Origin of the sequence: Microcystis sp. M061S2 (assembly GCF_020245605.1) — a bacterium.
GTDB lineage: Bacteria > Cyanobacteriota > Cyanobacteriia > Cyanobacteriales > Microcystaceae > Microcystis.
In genome coordinates, this window is the sequence record NZ_JADBUP010000023.1 from 66,817 (window position 1) to 85,747 (window position 18,931).

26 protein-coding genes and 1 pseudogene are annotated in these 18,931 nt (G+C 43.5%); 4 read left to right on the forward strand and 23 right to left on the reverse strand.

Annotation, left to right across the window (positions count from 1 at the left end):
- Window positions 1–12 precede the first annotated feature (12 nt).
- The 5 genes from IM475_RS05030 to IM475_RS05050 form a co-directional block, all read right to left on the reverse strand.
- A complete protein-coding gene (locus IM475_RS05030) occupies window positions 13–912 on the reverse strand; it encodes a DUF5838 family protein (RefSeq protein WP_287726880.1) in 900 nt (299 codons plus the stop codon).
- A 146-nt stretch (window positions 913–1,058) separates the two neighbouring features.
- Complete coding sequence (locus IM475_RS05035; RefSeq protein WP_002802535.1) at window positions 1,059–1,451, reverse strand: hypothetical protein; 393 nt, start codon at window positions 1,449–1,451, stop codon at window positions 1,059–1,061.
- Window positions 1,452–1,817: 366 nt separating this feature from the next.
- Window positions 1,818–1,973, reverse strand: coding sequence for an anacyclamide/piricyclamide family prenylated cyclic peptide (locus IM475_RS05040; protein ID WP_287726881.1), 156 nt, complete (start codon window positions 1,971–1,973; stop codon window positions 1,818–1,820).
- A gap of 203 nt (window positions 1,974–2,176) precedes the next feature.
- Window positions 2,177–2,473 (reverse strand): type II toxin-antitoxin system RelE/ParE family toxin, encoded by a 297-nt coding sequence (locus tag IM475_RS05045; RefSeq protein WP_149978883.1) that lies wholly within the window; start codon window positions 2,471–2,473, stop codon window positions 2,177–2,179.
- Entirely contained in the window at window positions 2,473–2,757 is a 285-nt protein-coding gene (locus IM475_RS05050) for a type II toxin-antitoxin system ParD family antitoxin (protein ID WP_287726882.1), read from the reverse strand. The genes IM475_RS05045 and IM475_RS05050 overlap by 1 nt, the downstream gene beginning before the upstream one ends.
- 120 nt (window positions 2,758–2,877) lie before the next feature.
- Between IM475_RS05050 and IM475_RS05055 the strand changes: the two genes are divergently transcribed.
- Window positions 2,878–3,015: a hypothetical protein gene (locus IM475_RS05055; RefSeq protein WP_002802526.1), complete on the forward strand. Its 138-nt coding sequence runs from the start codon at window positions 2,878–2,880 to the stop codon at window positions 3,013–3,015.
- 33 nt (window positions 3,016–3,048) lie between these two features.
- On the opposite strand, the gene IM475_RS05060 is transcribed toward IM475_RS05055, so the two are convergent.
- From IM475_RS05060 to IM475_RS05115, 12 genes and pseudogenes are all read right to left on the reverse strand, one after another.
- On the reverse strand, window positions 3,049–3,234 hold the full coding sequence (locus IM475_RS05060) for an anacyclamide/piricyclamide family prenylated cyclic peptide (RefSeq protein WP_287726883.1): 186 nt from the start codon (window positions 3,232–3,234) through the stop codon (window positions 3,049–3,051).
- Between the two features lie 373 nt (window positions 3,235–3,607).
- Window positions 3,608–3,832 carry a hypothetical protein gene (locus IM475_RS05065; protein ID WP_287659165.1) on the reverse strand — a complete coding sequence of 75 codons (225 nt, stop codon included), beginning with the start codon at window positions 3,830–3,832 and terminating at the stop codon, window positions 3,608–3,610.
- A complete protein-coding gene (locus IM475_RS05070) occupies window positions 3,829–3,960 on the reverse strand; it encodes a hypothetical protein (protein WP_256377582.1) in 132 nt (43 codons plus the stop codon). The genes IM475_RS05065 and IM475_RS05070 overlap by 4 nt, the downstream gene beginning before the upstream one ends.
- Before the next feature lie 3 nt (window positions 3,961–3,963).
- The gene (locus IM475_RS05075) at window positions 3,964–4,227 is read right to left on the reverse strand and encodes a ribbon-helix-helix domain-containing protein (RefSeq protein ID WP_287726884.1); all 264 of its coding nucleotides are present in this window, start codon (window positions 4,225–4,227) and stop codon (window positions 3,964–3,966) included.
- 208 nt (window positions 4,228–4,435) lie between these two features.
- Window positions 4,436–4,672, reverse strand: coding sequence for a hypothetical protein (locus tag IM475_RS05080; protein WP_287726885.1), 237 nt, complete (start codon window positions 4,670–4,672; stop codon window positions 4,436–4,438).
- A 10-nt stretch (window positions 4,673–4,682) separates the two neighbouring features.
- The gene (locus IM475_RS05085; protein ID WP_287726886.1) at window positions 4,683–4,907 is read right to left on the reverse strand and encodes a BrnT family toxin; all 225 of its coding nucleotides are present in this window, start codon (window positions 4,905–4,907) and stop codon (window positions 4,683–4,685) included.
- A gap of 206 nt (window positions 4,908–5,113) precedes the next feature.
- Window positions 5,114–7,165 carry an NAD(P)H-quinone oxidoreductase subunit 5 gene (locus IM475_RS05090; RefSeq protein WP_287726887.1) on the reverse strand — a complete coding sequence of 684 codons (2,052 nt, stop codon included), beginning with the start codon at window positions 7,163–7,165 and terminating at the stop codon, window positions 5,114–5,116.
- 164 nt (window positions 7,166–7,329) lie between these two features.
- Window positions 7,330–7,554: pseudogene (locus tag IM475_RS05095) on the reverse strand (hypothetical protein); the annotation flags it as partial.
- Window positions 7,524–8,252, reverse strand: a complete 729-nt coding sequence (locus IM475_RS05100; RefSeq protein ID WP_287726889.1) for a hypothetical protein — start codon at window positions 8,250–8,252, stop codon at window positions 7,524–7,526. The pseudogene IM475_RS05095 and the gene IM475_RS05100, both read right to left, overlap by 31 nt.
- Before the next feature lie 179 nt (window positions 8,253–8,431).
- Entirely contained in the window at window positions 8,432–9,592 is a 1,161-nt protein-coding gene (locus tag IM475_RS05105) for a hypothetical protein (protein ID WP_287726890.1), read from the reverse strand.
- On the reverse strand, window positions 9,589–10,326 hold the full coding sequence (locus IM475_RS05110; RefSeq protein WP_287726891.1) for a FlgD immunoglobulin-like domain containing protein: 738 nt from the start codon (window positions 10,324–10,326) through the stop codon (window positions 9,589–9,591). The genes IM475_RS05105 and IM475_RS05110 overlap by 4 nt, the downstream gene beginning before the upstream one ends.
- Window positions 10,323–13,100 carry a serine protease gene (locus IM475_RS05115; protein WP_287726892.1) on the reverse strand — a complete coding sequence of 926 codons (2,778 nt, stop codon included), beginning with the start codon at window positions 13,098–13,100 and terminating at the stop codon, window positions 10,323–10,325. The genes IM475_RS05110 and IM475_RS05115 overlap by 4 nt, the downstream gene beginning before the upstream one ends.
- Before the next feature lie 255 nt (window positions 13,101–13,355).
- On the opposite strand from IM475_RS05115, the gene IM475_RS05120 reads away from it, so the two are divergent.
- The 3 genes from IM475_RS05120 to IM475_RS05130 all read left to right on the forward strand — a co-directional run bounded on the left by IM475_RS05120 (window position 13,356) and on the right by IM475_RS05130 (window position 14,237).
- Window positions 13,356–13,511: a hypothetical protein gene (locus IM475_RS05120; protein ID WP_002774210.1), complete on the forward strand. Its 156-nt coding sequence runs from the start codon at window positions 13,356–13,358 to the stop codon at window positions 13,509–13,511.
- A gap of 154 nt (window positions 13,512–13,665) precedes the next feature.
- Entirely contained in the window at window positions 13,666–13,866 is a 201-nt protein-coding gene (locus tag IM475_RS05125) for a hypothetical protein (protein ID WP_002765629.1), read from the forward strand.
- A complete protein-coding gene (locus IM475_RS05130) occupies window positions 13,866–14,237 on the forward strand; it encodes a type II toxin-antitoxin system PemK/MazF family toxin (RefSeq protein ID WP_002774212.1) in 372 nt (123 codons plus the stop codon). Before IM475_RS05125 ends, IM475_RS05130 begins: the two co-directional genes overlap by 1 nt.
- A gap of 43 nt (window positions 14,238–14,280) precedes the next feature.
- On the opposite strand, the gene IM475_RS05135 is transcribed toward IM475_RS05130, so the two are convergent.
- The 6 genes from IM475_RS05135 to IM475_RS05160 form a co-directional block, all read right to left on the reverse strand.
- Window positions 14,281–14,997 (reverse strand): peptidase, encoded by a 717-nt coding sequence (locus IM475_RS05135; RefSeq protein ID WP_287726893.1) that lies wholly within the window; start codon window positions 14,995–14,997, stop codon window positions 14,281–14,283.
- On the reverse strand, window positions 14,998–15,231 hold the full coding sequence (gene secG, locus IM475_RS05140; RefSeq protein ID WP_002736485.1) for a preprotein translocase subunit SecG: 234 nt from the start codon (window positions 15,229–15,231) through the stop codon (window positions 14,998–15,000).
- A 67-nt stretch (window positions 15,232–15,298) separates the two neighbouring features.
- Window positions 15,299–15,640, reverse strand: coding sequence for a type II toxin-antitoxin system RelE/ParE family toxin (locus IM475_RS05145; RefSeq protein ID WP_002774217.1), 342 nt, complete (start codon window positions 15,638–15,640; stop codon window positions 15,299–15,301).
- Complete coding sequence (locus IM475_RS05150) at window positions 15,624–15,881, reverse strand: hypothetical protein (RefSeq protein ID WP_002736285.1); 258 nt, start codon at window positions 15,879–15,881, stop codon at window positions 15,624–15,626. Before IM475_RS05150 ends, IM475_RS05145 begins: the two co-directional genes overlap by 17 nt.
- Window positions 15,882–15,910: 29 nt before the next feature.
- Window positions 15,911–17,509 carry a 2,3-bisphosphoglycerate-independent phosphoglycerate mutase gene (gene gpmI, locus IM475_RS05155; protein ID WP_287726894.1) on the reverse strand — a complete coding sequence of 533 codons (1,599 nt, stop codon included), beginning with the start codon at window positions 17,507–17,509 and terminating at the stop codon, window positions 15,911–15,913.
- 648 nt (window positions 17,510–18,157) lie between these two features.
- Window positions 18,158–18,928 (reverse strand): ABC transporter permease, encoded by a 771-nt coding sequence (locus IM475_RS05160; RefSeq protein ID WP_287659080.1) that lies wholly within the window; start codon window positions 18,926–18,928, stop codon window positions 18,158–18,160.
- Between the last annotated feature and the right edge of the window lie 3 nt (window positions 18,929–18,931).

Here is an 18,931-nt window from a genome sequence, read left to right on the forward strand (position 1 = left end):
TTAACATAAGATTTACTCCAATTTACCAAAGAGTTTATGATAGTAAAGTCTAACATTTTCAATTCTCGTCTTTTCTAATTCTTGTTGGGCTGTCCCTACCCATATTTTGGGCATAATATCTTGATGCTGATAAAAGCTATGAACTCTTTGGGCGGTATCATTAAGCTTGAAGTAATTGGTTAAATCTTGACGATTTTTGAGACGGCAGTAAAGCACTGGGTTATTATTTGTTTTGGAAAAGCCAAAACCAAATAAGCTTGTTGCTTTAAGAGGTTCTAAAACAAATTTGGGGAGATGTCGCCATACTTTGTCTTGAGTTTCTGGTTTAAAAAAGTCTGTTTCTGCAACTTCAGGGTAAATCTTGATCGCACTACGGCCATCAAAATAGAAATCAAAGCCGACAATGGAAAGAAAATCTCGTACAGCTATTAAATCATCACTATCACTGGTTAACAATAATGCTTGGTTGATTTTTTCAGGATAATCTTTTAGCCTGATGTGCATTTTTAAACTAGAATCAGCAAGATTAGTCCTTAAATCAATACCCGTACTGAAAACCGTGATTTTACTGAAATTAAAATTAAGTCCTAAGAACTGCTGTAATAAAGAATAGTCTAATTTAACACCAACCCGATTTTCAACTTGCCGAAAAAAAGCTAAAGACTGCGCTAGATAGTTTTGCCATTCCTGGGCTTGATCTCTAAAAAAGAGCATAAACCGTGAGGCAATGAGTTTATCTAATTCTATCTTACAAGAGGCTTCAATAGTACAATCGCCCTCAACCCCCATCACGAAATCTTCAAACAGCCGTAGAGGATAAATCGGCTCAACATCGAAAGCTTGTTGATGGTTACGAATAAATTGTAGCCTTTGCTCTTTGAGGGAGCTTTTTTGAATGTCAGCAACTATCATAATGACCAGTTTTTAGATTGTTAAAGGAATATTTTAGGTAAGGTGAGATTCCGTCTGCATAATATAATCCTGGTGACTTAGGCAATATTCACAGCGATTTCCTGCCCGTTGTTTAACTTTTTGGCGTAAGGTTTCTGTGAGAAAACTCATGGTATTAAAGGCTCTCTCAAACCTCGTTTAACGGCTTCAGCTAAGGCTATTGACTTTCTTAATTGTCCCATTTGGTAAATTGAGATTAAAACTAATAATTCATAGCCTTCGGCTTCGGTTAAGCCCGTATTTTTTCCCTTAGCTTGTAACTCTCCTAAGCGTTGATTCTGAACAGCATCCATTTTTGAATTAGCTAATTCAATAACTTCGGAATCTAAAAGATGGGAAACTTCAAGATGATTGCCCACAGCTGAGAGATTATTAAAGGTAGGCAAAATGATTTCTAAGGTATCAATTAAAACCTCTGATAACTCTCGTTCTGTAGCCTTTCCTAAACATTGGGCTGATTCAAGTAAACTGACTGGTAAATTAATAGTAATCTGAGTCATTTGTGATGTATGAATAAGTAAATCTTACTTTAATCATAGCTCATCTAATTCTGTCAAAGGTACAAACCCAAGGAGAAGAATACCGCTATCCGATAACCCTGGGGAAGTAAGCTATTGGCACGGGTTCATCTCCCTGAACCTAAGTCTTCTAACACTGGTAATTCAAGGAAAAGGGGAACCGAGAAGAGAAACAACCTCTGCTCCCCTGCTCCCTCTCTCCCCTGCTCCCTTGCTTCTTCGTGCCAGGTATCCGAAAGCCCTGAATTAACTAGGGTTGTACGTCAATTCCTTGAGGCGAATCGTGCGCCTTGGCAAGGAGAAAAAGACTTTTGACCTGATTTGATGTTCGTGCTAGAATCAAGGGGACTACTCTGCGTCGTCTCCCGCAAAAGGATTATGGCTAAACGGTCCAAACAAAGTCAAACGGGGAGCGATCGCATTGCCAGCATCACGAGAGACGGTAGCGGTATTTTCCCGTTGGACAGGAGCAGCGTTACGAGGGGTCAGTTTTTTGGTTTTCATGGGGTAAATTCTCCAATGATGTTAATTAATTTAATTAACCAGCCTTGACATCTTCTTGTCAATAGTTTTTTGTGAAGTTTTTGTGAAGTTTTTGTTGAGTTTTTGTTAAGTTTAGATCAGCTTAAATTTCCCGAAGAAACCCCCAGCCGATGCTACTGGGGAGCAGGGAAGAATGATACCCTTAGCTTGATGCGATCGCTTTCTTAATCAAGATCAAACATAGCATCTAAATCTCTATATCCACTGACTACTCTTGCGATTTCAATTCCGTTTTCAAGAGGGAAATAAAATATCAGATAATCTTCTACTGGAAAACTTCGTAAACTAGGGATTAACTCATCGCGCCTACGTCCCAGATTGGGGAATTTAGCTAATTTTTTACAAGCCTGTTGGATTTTTTCTTTTAAAATTCTAGCAGCTTGCGGATTTTTCCCAGCCAAGTAACTATTAACTTGCTTTAAATCCAATCTAGCTGAGGGTGAGAAAATAATCTTTGATATTATTTCTGACTCATCGGGAAACCCTTAGCCTCTATTTGTTGTAAATCCTCTTCTAATTCTGAAAAAACCTCTTCGGCATTAATTCCTTCCTGTCGTCTTAATTCCTCAACGCCAATCATAACTTCCCGTTTCAATTCTTCAAATCTTCCTCGGTAAATTCTGTCTCTTTCTGCCAATAAACTCAATCCCTCTTGAATAACGGCTAAATCATCTTGATATTTTCCTGTTTTAATTTGTTGAGCAATCAAATCTTCTATTTCTGGTGTCCGTTGGATAGTGTTCATCGCTTCTCCTGATTACCTTTATATCATCCTAATCGAGTATTATAGCGCAGACTTTTTAGCATCTTATATTTTTAACAGATTTTCGGGTTTATCTCCCTGAATCTAAGTCTTCTAGCACCCGTGAGTCAAGGAAAAGGGGAACCGAGAAGAGCAAAAACCTGTACTCCCCTGCTCCCTCTCTCCCCTGACCCCTTGCTTCTCCACCGTCAATTACAAGGAAGCAACCGTGCGCCTTGGCAAGGAGAAAAAGACTTTTGACCTGATTTGAGGTTCGTGCTAGAATCGGGCAGATTACTCTGCGTCGTCTACCGCAAACGGCAGTTCGTACCACTCTTTACAATTTCCCTCCCCATCCTCTTGCACACAAAAAGTTCCCCAATCAAGTTGAATGATCGCATTACCATCGCGAGAGACGGTAGCGGTATTTTTCCGTTGCACAGGAGCAGCGTTACGAGGGGTTAGTTTTTGGGTTTTCATGGGGTAAATCCTCCAATGATGTTAATTAATTTAATTAAGCGGCCTTGACATCTTCTCGTCAATAGTTTTCCGTGAAGTTTTTGTGAAGTTTTTGTGAAGTTTTGTTAAGTTTAGATCTGATCAGCTTAAATTTCCCGAAGAAAACCCCGGCTCTTCTAGGTTCTGTGTGATAAGTTTAACTTACAATATGATCGATCAATCTTTGTGTCCTTTGTGTCTTTGTGGTTCGTTCCACCCCCTCGCTAGGAGGAATGTATCTTAGAATACACTTTACCCACCAAATCCAAGAGAGCCATTTTTTGTTCAAGTTGAGCATTACGCTTGACAAATTTACGAAATGATCGTTTAAACTTCTCTGTTGCAATAATCTTTCTCATTCATCTTCTGTTAATTTGGCTTTTAATTCATTAATAATATCTTCTAAGGGTTGAGGTTTTAATTCTCCTCTTTGAAAAGCCTCCCTTGCTTCTTTAGCATTTTGGGCTATTTCTTCTCGATAGGATTCTATCATTTGATTTTTGATGATTTCTATTAACATTTCTCTCTGTTCAATCGGTAGTTGATTAACTGTTATAAGAGCTTGTTCTAATGTTATCATAATTGATCCTCTTTTGATTTAAGTAATAATTTTAACTGATTGGCATCTTGAATATTAGAATAAGCAATCCGATTATTGATGCTTTCTAAATCTTTCTTTGCTCTTGAAGATATTAAAATAACGGTCATAATTTAATATCCACAATTCTGAAGATTGTTTGCTTTTAATCTGTTGATGAATTCTCTACCATGAAAACTTTCCCCACGTTTCAACTCTTGCACCCCAATCATGAATTTCCGTTTCAATTCTTCAAATCTTCCTTGGCACATTCTGTCTCTTTTTGCCAATAAACGCAATCCCTCTTCAATAACGACTAAATCATCTTGATATTTTCCTGTTTTGATTTGTTGAGCAATCAAATCTTCTATTTCCGGTGTCAGTTGGATAGTGTTCATCGCTTCTCCTAATTACCGTGCTATCATCTTAATCCAGTATTATAGCGCCGACTTTTTAGCATCTTATAGTTTTAACAGATTTTGGACAGAATGCGAGATAGACGGGTTCATCTCCCTGAGTCTAAGTCTTCTAGCACTCTTAAGCTAAGGAAAAGGGGGACTTAAGAAGAGCAACAACCAGTACGTACTCCCCTGCTTCCCTGCTTCCCTATCCTGCTTTTGTTATAGATGAAGAAAAAGCTTGATTAGCTTGAGCATAAATTTTTAACGCCACAGACATTTGTTCTGGTGCAGTTTCTCCCTGGGATTGAAACCAAGCAAAAGTTTCTGGATCTATTTCGACTTTTACAGTAACAATATCTTCAGGTAGTCGCAATTGTGCTTTAACCCAAAAATCTTCTGATAGGGGAGGAATATCAGAAGTATCAATATCCTCATCTTTCATTGCATCAATTCTACTTCAATCTGTTTTTGAGATATTGCTCATAATGTTGTCCTTCGTAAGATAATGCTTTTCTTAAGGATATAATGCGAATTGTTTGATCGTCAGGTTCAGTATAGACAATAACAACGACTCGTCCATCTAGTAAACCAATAGCCACAAAGCGAGCTTCTCCATAATTCTCTCGCTCATCCAATTCAACAACCATTGGCAAGTTAAAGATAGGATAGGGGTTCATCTATCCGAATCTAAGTCTTCTAGCACCCGTGAGTGGAGGGTTTCGGACGCTTCCCCAAGCTCGGCGTTTATCGGCCAAGCAAGTTGACACAATTTTTGCCTTACTTTTATGAAACCACCCTGCTAAATACCCCTTAAAAAGGGGTATTTAAAGCTGAAAAAAGGGGCTTTGCGCCCCCAAAAATCTTTAGTCAACGGCTTAAAAATCTACACCAGACTATAGACAATTACTAAACCCAAAACTGCGGCAAAGACAATTAAAGCGTAGAATTGGGCGCGACCATTTTCGAGGTATTTGAGACCTTCACCACTGACAAGAGTAGCTAAACCAGTTAAATTCACTGCCCCATCGATAACGCGATAATCCACTTCCATAATTTGCCGTGCGAGACGACGACAACCCTGGACGAAAACTCGATCATAGAGATTATCAATGTACCATTTGTTCAGGGAAAAACGATACAAAACGGGGAATTTTTCCGCAATAGTTGCGGGGTCAATTTTCTTCTGGAGATACATCAAAGAAGCGACAGTAATCCCGATTAAAGCAATCCCCACCGAATTACCCGCCATAATCAGAAACTCTGTCCAATCAAAAGCATGAACTTCTTCCACTACTTCGTTAGGAACATGAATAAAACCCTCGAAGAAATTCTGCCAAGGTTTACCCACCAAACCGATTAACAAAGAGGGAACCGCCAAAATCATTAGAGGTAAAGTCATCGTAATTGGCGATTCGTGGGGTTCATGGGCATGATGGCCGTGGTTGTCTTCTTCCTGTGCTTCCGAGTCCAATTGCTTAACATTCATTGCCCCCGGTCCAAAAGCCGGAATCGCGCCCGCATTGGCTAACAGTCGGCGTTTAATCTCCTTATTAGTGCCTCTAAACTCCCCTTCAAAGGTGTTAAAGTACATCCGGAACATATAAAAAGCTGTTAAACCCGCAGTGGCCCAACCGATTAACCATAAGGACGGGTTCGCCTCAAAAGCTAAACCGAGAATTTCATCCTTCGACCAGAAACCAGCGAAAGGAGGAATCCCACAGATGGCCAGAGTTCCCACTAGGAAAGTTAGGGCAGTAATAGGCATATACTTGCGTAAACCGCCCATCATCCGCATATCTTGCGCTAAAACCGGCTCATGACCGACCACATCCTCCATACCGTGGATGACCGAACCGGAACCGAGGAACAACATCGCCTTAAAATAAGCGTGGGTCATCAGGTGGAATAATCCCGCACTATAAGCACCGATACCCATAGCCATAACCATGTAACCCAATTGGGAGATGGTGGAATAGGCTAAACCCTTTTTGATATCATTCTGGGTGAGGGCGATACTTGCCCCTAGAAAGGCAGTAAAGGCCCCCGTCCAAGCAATTACCGTCATCGCCGTGGGAATTGGCTCAAAAACGGGATACATCCGAGCAATCAGGAAAACTCCGGCGGCCACCATCGTGGCGGCGTGAATCAGGGCCGAAATCGGGGTCGGACCTTCCATGGCATCCGGTAGCCAGACATGAAGGGGAAATTGGGCTGATTTGGCCACGGGTCCCAGGAAGACTAAAACGGCGAATAATGCCGCTAAACTGCCGGCAATGGCTCCAGAAGAGACTAATTCCTCCAGACGTTCACCCATGATATCAAACTCGAAGCTACCGGTGGCCCAGAAAAGCCCCAGCATTCCCAGTAATAAGCCAAAATCGCCGACGCGGTTGGTAACAAAGGCTTTTTGACAGGCCTCGGCAGCCGCCGGACGAGTGAACCAGAAACCTACCAGCAGATAGGAACACATCCCCACCAATTCCCAGAAAATGTAGATCTGGACGAGGTTGGGACTGATGACCAAACCGAGCATAGAACTGCTAAAAATGCTCAGATAGGCGTAAAAACGCACATAACCGGGGTCGTGGGCCATGTAACCATCGGTATAAATCATCACCAAAAAGGCCACGGTGGTGACGATAACCGACATTAAAGCGCTGAGATGATCGATCGTATAACCCATTTTCAGGTGAAAGTTACCCGCCGATGCCCAATCGATCATTTGGGTATAGGGAGCGTGTCCATTGATTTGACTCCACAGCAGTGCAAAAGACAGCACCATCGACGCACCGAGGGTAGAAATGATTAATACAGCATTCACCTGTCGCAGACGATTGGTGACTTCATTAAAGGAAATTAAGCCCGCACCGACTAGGGTAGCGCCTACCAAGGGTAGGACGGGAACTAGCCACGCGTACTGATAAAGCGGTTCCATTCAGTAATACCTAGTTTACAATTTCACACTATTTGGTTTATCCTCATCTATTGTGACATAGGTTAATTCTTAAGAAAGTGTTTATACCTAGTTTTGCTCAACAGGGCGGCGAAAGGTCAAAGGATCTTATCGATTTGGCAGTTTAGCGAGCGGGACGGTAATTTTTAGGGAGAAGCAGCAAAATTATCGAATAACCACGAAAGCAAGGAAACGATTAAACCAGCAGAAAAGGAAATTATCGCCACGATCGCCTCGCTGCCAAGATAACGGGATAAAAAACTGCCTTGAATTTGGGCGATCGGTAGTCGCGGATTTAACCCCACTTGGATGCTGTTGGTATTGCCGGAAACGCTCACTTCTAAACCTTGTGATGCTTCGGTAAATTGAATTTTTGGGGAAAGAAAAAGAAAATAGATAAGCCTATTGCGATGACACCCATCAGATTATCAGATTCTGGAATGGTTGCTGCTGTAGTAACAGAAACCAGAGCCTGATTAGGAGAAAAAAGCGCAAAGGTACGGGTTGCATCAATAGCGATTCCATATATATCGGGATCAATATTGTAACTTATCGTGCAAGCGCACATTCCTCCGTTTTGATACATCTGCTCCAATAATTCTTGCCATTTACGACCTTGATAATACGATCCATAATTTCCCAGGACAGCACCAAACAAATCAGAAGGATAAGTAAAATTGCCTTGGCTATCAATGACCCTCAAACCCAAGAAGGCAGATTGTTGGGGAATAACATAATTCCCTGTGTTTTGCGTCTCACCTAAAGCAATTAAAGCGGGATAAGTCGTTGTTAGGACATTATCAATGGCATTCCGTGCCGCTTCTGCACCCTGAGCATTTAGCCAAAAGGTGGGTTGCAGATTTAAATTAGAGGGATTGCCGAATAAATTGCTAAAAGTATCCTGAACAAAATTAACATTGTAGGAAGAATTATTGACGACTAGATCTTTAATGCCGGTGATATTTCCCTGGGTGTTAAACTGAACAGTAGCCGCTTTAGCTGAGGATAGCGTAAAGCTGAAAACTGAAGCTAAAATCGTTAAACCGAGGATTTTAGTCTGTTTAAACATGATTCTTTCTGTACTTAGGATAGTTAAAGTAACCCATCTGTTATAGCACAAAATATTCCTAGGTTCTCCCTGAATACTACTTTCTTTGAGGCAGCAAGCAGCCCAGTTTTGCTCAATAGGGCGGCGAAAGGTCAAAGTATCTTATCAATTTGGCAGTTTAGCGAGCGGGACGGTAATTTTTAGGGAGAAGCGGGAAAATTATCGAATAACCACGAAAGCAAGGAAACAATCAAACCGCCAGAAAAGGAAATTATCGCCACGATCGCCTTGTTAGCAAGATAACGCGATAAAAAACTGCCTTGAATTTGGGCGATCGGTAGTCGCGGATTTAACCCCACTTGGATGCTGTTGGTATTGCCAGAAACGCTCACTTCTAAACCTTGTGATGCCTCGGTAATCTGCAAGTTTTCCCCCGTGGTTTTTAGTTTGAGGTTTTGGTTGCTATCCTCTCGGATAATTTTTATCTGATTTAATATCTCTACTCCAGGTTTCTCGACGATCAGGAATTGATTTTCTTCTAGCTTAAGATCCTGTTGAGCCATCCGGATATTACCAGAAATAATTGTCGATTCCACTAAGTCATCTCTCACATTATTACCGGTGATAATCGGTCGCTCAAATCTAACATTATTAACTTTAATATTGCGCCAAAAAATAGGCTGTTCTTGATCTGGAGAAAGTTGTTCTTTATCTTGAGAAAGTTGTAAATTAACATCGATCGCTTGTTGTATTTCTAATTTAAATTCGGTGGTACTGAGATTAAATTCGAGGGGAATATCCTCTTTTTTTTGGGGTAAATTAGCAATTTTATAACCAGAGAGAGTTATTTTAATCGGGGTGCTGCTAGGGTTAAATGATAAATTTACTGGTTGAGAATTTGGCTGCAAACTAAAAGCCAAACGATTATTAAAAGGAGCATATTTGAGATTTTTAACTCTAGTTTCTTTTTGTAAACGGAGTTCTTGCAGGATAAAATCCGCCGTCGGGGTAATTGTTAAAGTGCTATTTTCCCGGATTGATTCAATTTCTAGTCGCTCTCGTTTATTCAGTTCGGGATCGGCAAGACTGCTAAAGGTACCAGCGAGGGTAAATTTTTTCAGTCCCGATAGCTCTATTTGGGAAAGATTATAGACATCTTTGAGCAATAAACTTTCGTTTTCTTGACAGGTAAAACTAAAGCTTTTTACCAATAAATTGCCTTCAAAGTTTTGTTTAACTGGGATAATTCCCCAAAAAATCGACAGGAAAACCAGTGCTAGAGTAACTATAAAAACTGTGCAAAACTTGAGATTTTTCCTGATAAATCGCCAGAAACTTTTAAAATTATGCTTGGACTTCATTTTAGCCACTGGGGATTATGTTCAAAAGTTATATTAATCGGGGCATTTCTGGGAGGAGCATCATCTTGTTCTAATAAAGCTTTGACTCGCAATTCGTACAATCCCGCCTTAGCCAGTTTACCATCAGAAGTACGACCATCCCAAGTAAAGAAAATTTCTCCTTTTGGTTGCCAGTTAGGGCGAGAAGTCTCATAGATAACCTCGTTGTTCTGGAGGATTTGTAATTCTTTGATCTGGCTACGCACATCAGAAAAAAGGACGATATCGTAGGTTGTTGCCTGATTAAAAATAACTGGCAAATAGATCAATTTACCGTCACTGATAGAGGCCGTGGCCCGCAGACTTTCAAGGGCGATATCTTCGCGATCAATAACATAGTTAGACCATTTAAATTGATAGCGAGAACCTTGGGGACGCAAGGTGAGGGGATCGAGTTGATAATTTTTTGGCACAGAACGCACTATCACTTTTGGCGCTCGGTTATTACGACTAGGCACTTCCAACTTTAGGGAGTCAGTCATCTCCCGAATCCGGCCGATAGAAAGGGAAATAAGACTAAAACTGCTCGCAATATCGATCGGAGCTATTCCCTCACAGCGCTTGTCATTATCTCTCTGGATATAGTTGCTAGATCTAGTATTTCCCGTCCCACAGTTTTGAGCTTGAATAGGGAAGAACGAGACCAAAATAAGACTAAGAATTGTTAAGTTAAGGACAATAAATGATTTTTTCATGGTACAACCACCTGCCATTGAGCTAATTTTTGGAGAACTCGATCGATTGGGTAAGCGAAACCGATACCGGGAGAATCGATTTGGGACTCGTTAATCGTTTTAAACATCAATCCGATCACCCGCATTTCCTGATCGAATACTGGACTACCAGACCCCCCCACGGCCAGACTCACATCGATTAATAAATTGCCGCTACTAGACTGAATGCCGATGGTAATCGCCTCGTACTTCGACCAATCTTTTGATTCAGGATGTCCGATGATAGAAATCGGTGTGTTTGGGGCAATTTCGCCTTGATGAAAGGTTAAAGGACTGATATCGTCTGGTAAACCCGTGACTTCCAGCAAAGCTAAATCCAAGTTTTCTTGGGGTTGGGTGATGTAAATTATTTTAGCCACTACACGATCGCGCGGGAGGTTGGGTAGATTTTCGCCGTAATAGGGTTCCACTTCCAGATTATCGCCCCTCTGTTCCGTGTCGCGATCGACCACCACATGACGATTAGTGATAATCCACACCGTTGTTCCCCGGCGTTTGACCACATAACCCGTACCGTAGGCAGTCCCCTTGGCGTTACCGGTAAAGACCACACTGATTTTAACGATCGATCGCTTGATCCGGGTGAGGGGATCCTCTTGGCGTAAATATTTAGTATTATTCAAAGCGATGATCTGCTCCGGTTGTTGCTGCAACGATAACAAGCGCCGGGCCTCTTGCAGGTTATTGCTGGCAAATTCAAACTTCGGATCGATTTTCGTCGCCTTCTCGAACTCAGCGATCGCTGCCTCTAGCTTGCCCTGTTCCTGTAGGAGCCGACCCAAATTATTATGGGCAAGGGTGTGAACGGTAGTCGGGGTGGCAGAGGTATCATCGGGTAAACTTAAAGCCTTGCGGTACATTTCGATCGCTTCCGTCAGTTTTTTCTGGTCTCTCAGCACGTTGCCAAGGTCGTTGTAAGCATCGACATACTTATCATCAAGAGCGAGCGCCCTGCGGTACATTTCCTCCGCTTCCGTCAGTTTTTTCTGGTCTCTCAGCACTAGACCGAGATTTCTGTAGGCATTGACATACTTATCATCAAGAGCGAGCGCCCTACGGTACATTTCCTCGGCTTCCGTCAGTTTTTTCTGGTCCCTCAGCACGTTACCGAGACCGTTGTAGGCAAAGACATACTTATCATCAAGAGCGAGCGCCCTACGGTACATTTCCTCCGCTTCCGTCAGTTTTTTCTGGTCCCTCAGCACGTTACCGAGATTGTAGTAGGCACTGACATACTTATCATCAAGAGCGAGCGCCCTACGGTACATTTCCTCGGCTTCCTTCAGTTTTTTCTGGTCCCTCAGCACGTTACCGAGACCGTTGTAGGCAAAGACAAACTTATCATCAAGAGCGAGCGCCCTACGGTACATTTCCTCCGCTTCCGTCAGTTTTTTCTGGGCCCTCAGCACGATACCGAGATTGTAGTAGGCATTGACATACTTATCATCAAGAGCGATCGCCCTACGGAACATTTCCTCGGCTTCCTTCAGTTTTTTCTGGTCATACAGCACGTTACCGAGACCGTTGTAGGCATTGACATACTTATCATCAAGAGCGATCGCCCTACGGAACATTTCCTCGGCTTCCTTCAGTTTTTTCTGGTCATACAGCACGTTACCGAGACCGTTGTAGGCATAGACATACTGATCATCAAGAGCGAGCGCCCTACGGTACATTTCCTCCGCTTCCGTCAGTTTTTTCTGGTCCCTCAGCACGTTACCGAGACCGTTGTAGGCATAGACATACTTATCATCAAGAGCGAGCGCCCTACGGTACATTTCCTCGGCTTCCGTCAGTTTTTTCTGGTCCGACAGCACGTTACCGAGACCGTTGTAGGCATAGACATACTGATCATCAAGAGCGAGCGCCCTACGGTACATTTCCTCGGCTTCCGTCAGTTTTTTCTGGGCCCTCAGCACGATACCGAGATTGTAGTAGGCATTGACATACTTATCATCAAGAGCGATCGCCCTACGGTACATTTCCTCGGCTTCCGTCAGTTTTTTCTGGTCCGACAGCACGAGACCGAGATTGTTGTAGGCATTGACATATTTATCATCAAGAGCGATCGCCCTACGGTACATTTCCTCGGCTTCCGTCAGTTTTTTCTGGTCCGACAGCACGTTACCGAGACCGTTGTAGGCATAGACATACTGATCATCAAGAGCGAGCGCTCTACGGTACATTTCCTCCGCTTCCGTCAGTTTTTTCTGGTTCCTCAGCACGTTACCGAGATTGTTGTAGGCAGGGACATACTGATCATCAAGAGCGAGCGCTCTACGGTACATTTCCTCGGCTTCCGTCAGTTTTTTCTGGTCCCTCAGCACGAGACCGAGATTGTTGTAGGCAGGGACATACTGATCATCAAGAGCGAGCGCCCTACGGTACATTTCCTCCGCTTCCGTCAGTTTTTTCTGGTTATACAGCACGAGACCGAGATTGTTGTAGGTTTCTGGAAGTTTTGGATCGAGAGCGAGAGCTTTTTGACAGAAAATCAGTGCTTCGTCTAACTTATTTTGACGGAATAGCGCAGCGCAGAGATTGCTAAAAGCCAAAGCACTGTTAGGATCAAGCTGAATAATTTGTCGCCAGATTCTTTCGGCTTCCGGGTATTTTTTTTGCGCTTGAGCAGTTTCACCCTGTTGCCATAACTGCTCTAGTGTTTGTGCCACTGTTGTCGGCGGCATGATCATCAATGCCAAAGTTAACACCCAAGCCAGCCGCACCACTTTCATAAGCTGATTTAAAATATTCCATCTATATGTTAACAGATAGCAATGGAGTCAGGAACATTGCTGCATCTTAGTCGGTTAAGTAAGTAGTTATAATTACATTGAAGATAGATTTTACCTCTGATCCCCCCTGCCCCCCTTGATAAGGGGGGTGCTGATCCCCCCTGCTACCTTGATAAGGGGGGTGCTGATCCCCCCTGCCCCCCTTGATAAGGGGGGTGTTTGACAACTTTTAACACCTACTTACTTATACTTATAATGAATCAACCTAACGAAATTCAAAGGCAGCAACATCAGAGATTTACAGAGATTTTTAATCAGGGAAAACAGCGTTATATTCAAGCTGTCGGCAATAGCAAAAGCTATCTTTCCAGTGTCAAAGGAAAAGATTATTTATCAGACGAAGAAAGATAAGAAGCGAAACAATTACTCAAACAAATATTTCAAACCCCAACAATCCAACTTAATCAGCGTGATTCAGACATGGCTAGAGGAAATAGAGGTGTAGATGAACTAAAAAGTTAGTCAATAGTGGGTAAAATGTTTGTGTATAGGACATTTTTTCCCCATGACTAAACCCTTAGACTCCCTGAAACAGCCCAATCCCTCGGAAAAAACAGCCCCTAGAGATGATTGGTTAGATAGCGAACTATCTCGTTTAGAAGATTATGAACCTTACGATTGGGGAGAAATAGATCCCTTAATGTTAGGCAAACCCGTACAATATGTTTCTAGTATTGGCTTAGTTGTCGAGGGTGGCAAAGATTAATGTCCGATCCGATAGTTGTTGGAGATGTGGTTATCGCCAGATTCCCGACGCAAAATCCCCAAGGCAGAGAACAGGAAGGAATTCGTCCCGCTTTAGTTATTGGAGTTCCTCAAAAGTTGGGCATTCCTCGTTTTCCTCTGATTATAGTTGCTCCCATGACTAGCGATCGCAACCAAATTTGGGCAGCTGCTTCACCCACTTTATATCCTCAATTGGCGACTGGTGAAGCTGGCTTACCCCAAAATTCTATTATTCTTTTAGATCAGGTACGAGCGATCGACTCAAATAGGATAGTACGCTATTTGGGATCTCTTTCAAGCGATCGATACAGAAGAATTTTCAATAGCCTTCAAACTATGTTGCTTCCTTAACAACAAATTCATCGAACCCGACAACCCTGCCACCGAAATTTACTTATTCAGGTATTAGATACCCTAGCTGATCCATCTGCCAACCTAACTGAGTTGGCTGCTGATAAACCTTTTTTAAAGTGTTAATATCCCGGCTAGAAATCGGGGCAATATCTCTAGTTTGAGCGAAATACATCACATCCGTCTCTAGGGGACTATGACCCCAAATTCCCAAAGCGTGACCTAATTCGTGCCGCGCTGCCGCTAAGGCCGACCGATCGGCTAAATTAGGACTAATCTGGATACTCATCCGATGAGTTAAGCGATTTTCCTTGACAAAAATCTCGTATTGTGTTATGGCAGAACGCACCCGAGGCAGTTCTAACTTACCCGTTTCGGCATTAAAACGGACTCCCGAGGGCGGTAACTCCCGTTTAATGAGGATATCGGCCAATTCTGCCCGATTTACCAACTCCATCGGCAAATACTGCCCCCATTCAGCGATCGCCTGTTGTACCAAACTCAGCCAAGAACTGCGATCGCTCTGAAGATAAATCTTCACGGGAAATTGCGACCAAATCAACGCCCCCACGGGGCTGATTTCCACGGCATCAAAATAATCCCCGGACTGGTTTTGCTCTTGCCATTGGGCTAAATTAGCGGGTAAAGGATGGGTTTTTAACTCTGGTAGCGATCGACTGTCGGCGATCAAAGAATAGGAAAACAGCAAAAGACTCGCCAAGGCTGCGAGTCCTAGAAAAGAGAACCAACCTCTTAGCATTTAGCGATTTAACCAGCCGGCGCTCAGTACAATAGTTAGGGTGATAAATACCGTCCCCAACGCCCAAGTCACCTGATTTAAGGTTTTTTCCGCCGTTTTTGCGCTGGTAAAAATCTGTGATTGGCCGCCAATACCGCCAATACCATCCCCTTTGGGACTGTGTAATAACACCAAAATCGCCAGAAAGGCCGCCGCCAGCGCCCAAATAATCTGTACTACCAGCACCACTGTCATGATTATTACTCTCTATTTTCCATTACAAAGTATAGCAGTTATCAAGCCGTCAGCTTTGAATTAGTTATCAACTGGAGTCCTCTTCATCCTCTATATCCTCAAGTGTTAGTGGTGCTTGGGCGCTATGGCGAACATATAACACATAAACCGTACTATCTCTAATTGTAAAAAGCACTCGATAGACATTTTTACCTTTCCCATAAAAAAGTTGTCGGACTTCTTTGGGTAGAAAAATCGTCTGTTCGAGCGCTAAAGCACAACGAGTTGGTTTCTCTTGCAGAGTCGCAATAGCATTCATTAATCCTCGAAACCAACGGTCAGCAAACTCAGCATTATAACCTCGATACCAGCGATAGGCTTTTTCGATCTGTGCCGTGGCAGTTGGGGTAATTTCAACCTGAAATACCATATTTTTCGGCCATTTCTTGGGCAAAATCGGCAAGAGGACGGGTTTTACCGGAATTTATCTCCTCGAAACCTTGCTGAATCCCCTCAATGCTCTCTAAATACTCCATCAGTTGTCTGAGCTTACTAGGATCGATTTGATCGAGAAAAGTCACCAGCACTTGTGAGCGATCGCTAATATCATTGGGTAACTCGGTTAGGTGTATTTGTCCATCTCGATAAACACCTTCGATGGTTTTCAGCATAAAATTCCCCTTTATTGACTTTTTACTCGTTAAAGCGAGATGCGGACGGGAGTGCGACTGGCTTTAATTTCCACTTCGGCTGGTTTAATCAGCGATCGCCCTGTCATTTCTATCGGGACGGGAATTTGGAGAATTTCTAGGATAGTGGGGGCAATATCGGCTAAACGACCATCATCCCGCAGCTGCACATCGCCACCGTGGCCGGGTATTTTTCTCCCTTCCCCTTCAATTAAAATTAAAGGAACGGGATTAGTCGTGTGGGCCGTCCAAGGATTACCCGACTCATCCACCATCGTTTCGGCGTTACCGTGGTCGGCGGTGATTAACACTGTTCCCCCCAATTTATTGATGCTACTTAACAACTTAGCCAAGCATAGATCCACCGTTTCCACTGCTTTCATGGCCGCATCTAAAATGCCCGTATGACCCACCATATCGGGGTTAGCGTAATTGACTACCACCAGACTATAGATCCCCTGTTCGATCGCCCCACAGACCGCTGCTGTCACCGCGGCTGCCGACATGGCCGGAGCTTGGTCATAGGTGGCGACTTTTGGACTGGGAATTAATTCGCGCACTTCTCCCTCAAAGGGTTTTTCTAACCCCCCATTAAAAAAGTAGGTGACGTGGGGATATTTTTCGGTTTCCGCACAACGAAACTGTTTTAATCCCTGTTGAGCGATCACCTGTCCTAAAATATTATTTAAATTCTGGGGAGCAAAGGCCACATCTACCGGTAATTTCGGATCGTATTGGGTGAAAGTGACAAAACTGAGCGGAGAAATTAAATCTCGCTCGAAATCTTCAAAATCGGGCATAGTCAGGGCATAACATAACTGTCTAGCTCGATCGGGACGGAAATTATAGAATATCACCCCATCGCCTGCTTCGATCGCCCCTGGTGCAATTCTGGTGGGGGGAATAAATTCATCGGTAATATTTTGATCATAAAATGCCTGTAATACTTCAGTAATCGATCGCCCGTCAATACCTTGATCACTGGTCATCACGTTATAGGCTTTTTCCACCCGATCCCAACGGCGATCCCGATCCATGGCATAATAACGCCCACTGAGAGTCACCATGCGACCGAGACTGATCTTATTAATATGTTCTTGAATCCGTTTAATCGCCGGCATTCCGTCGGTGACATTGGTATCGCGACCATCGGTGATGACATGAATGCAGACATCGCTAATCCCTTGCACTTTCGCTAAGTCTAATAATCCCAGTAAGTGATCGAGATGGGAATGGACTCCTCCCTCAGAACATAAACCAATTAGGTGTAATTTGCTTTTTTTAGGGCGAATCTCGTCGCAGAGTTTTAATAAAGCCTGATTTTGTTGAATCGAACCATCTTCGATCGCATCGGAAATTCGTACTAATTCCTGTGGTACAACTCGCCCCGCTCCGATATTCAGGTGGCCAACTTCCGAGTTGCCCATCTGTCCTTCTGGTAGTCCCACATCCTTAGCGGAGGTGCGGATGAAGGTGTGGGGATACACTTCCCAGAGACTATCCATAATCGGGGTTTTCGCCATTGCGATCGCATTATCCGACCTTTGCGGGCGATAACCCCAACCATCAAGGATAACCAGCACGACTGGGGATATAGGTGCGTGGGTCATGATATACAGTCCTAAATCAAGAGTGGATTTCCATGCACTAAGATAATATCATCGAAACTTCCATTGATCACCGGTGTCGAGGCGATCAACCCCCTAATGTCAGCAAATGATGGGGTAGTGGGCATTTCAGTTAGGAATGAGGATTTAATAAATTGCAAATCTAGAACAACTGTGGCTTTGCCGTGTAATTCCATTGAGGAAGTGGGGTGATAGGGAAGTGGGGTGTGGGGAGAAACAATTCATCACTTGAGAGTTAAGTACCTAAGCAAAATTAATTACACATTTCGATAAAGCCTTTGCCTTTTGCCTCTTGCCTTTTGCCTATCCTAACCAAGAAATTAATTTTGCACGACTACTTATCTTGACCAGATGGATTGATTTCAAGGGGTGACAAAACAAAGCGAGCAACTCGAACATCTCCCGCTAGATGTTAAGTCCGATTGCCCGTTCATTCTCAACAAGCACTATTTATTGAGAATGAGCGGAGGAACCCTGAAAATTTCGGCTTAGTTGGTGGCAGCTTGCCGCCAACTAACTCCTCTAGATAAGTATTTTGACTCACGCCCCTCCCTCTTTTGAGACCTTGTGACACTTAGGGTGCGGAATGTGGGATTAAAATAGGTTTAGGGAAATAGTCGAACCAATAGGCTAATCTTGATGCGTCCAAGAGCGATGAGCCAGACGCAAACCCCAATCGAGCAGATAACCAATCGCGCCAATAACGAGAATCACCGCCATCAACTCTGAATAAGCGAGTCGATCGCGTGTATCAAGAATATAATAACCCAAACCCGCACTAACCCCCAGCATTTCCGCCGGTACAAGAACGATCCAGATAATACCTATAGCCAAACGGAAACCAGTTAAGAGATGGGAGAGGATCGCAGGCAGAATAATCTGGAAAACCGTTTCCCCTCGGGTAGCACAGAGACTGCGGGCTAAAGTCAACCAAGAGCGATCAACCGCGTTAACCCCAGCAGCCGTATTGAGAAGGATCGGCCAGATAGCCGCCACCGTCAGCAAAAAATACACAGGTAGATCACCAATTCCCAAAACCATCACCGCTAAAGGCATCCAAGAAAGGGGCGAGATCATGCGTAGAAATTGAAATAGGGCCGACAAAGCCGATTCAAGGGAGCGATACAACCCGATTAATACCCCCAACGGCACACCGATGGCACTAGCGAGAACCAAGCCCACAATAACCCGGCGGCAACTGGTGAGGATATGGGGCATAATCTCCCCCCCAACAAAAAGACGTAATAAAGCGACAAAAGATCGCTCAGGGGAAAAATCATTTAAAATCGGGTTTGAGTGCCATAGAGGACTGGTAAATAGCCACCAGAGCAATAATCCAAAACCGATACCCCATAAGGGGAGTAAAGCTCTTGGCGGGTAGGTCAAAGATTGTAACTTCATGGG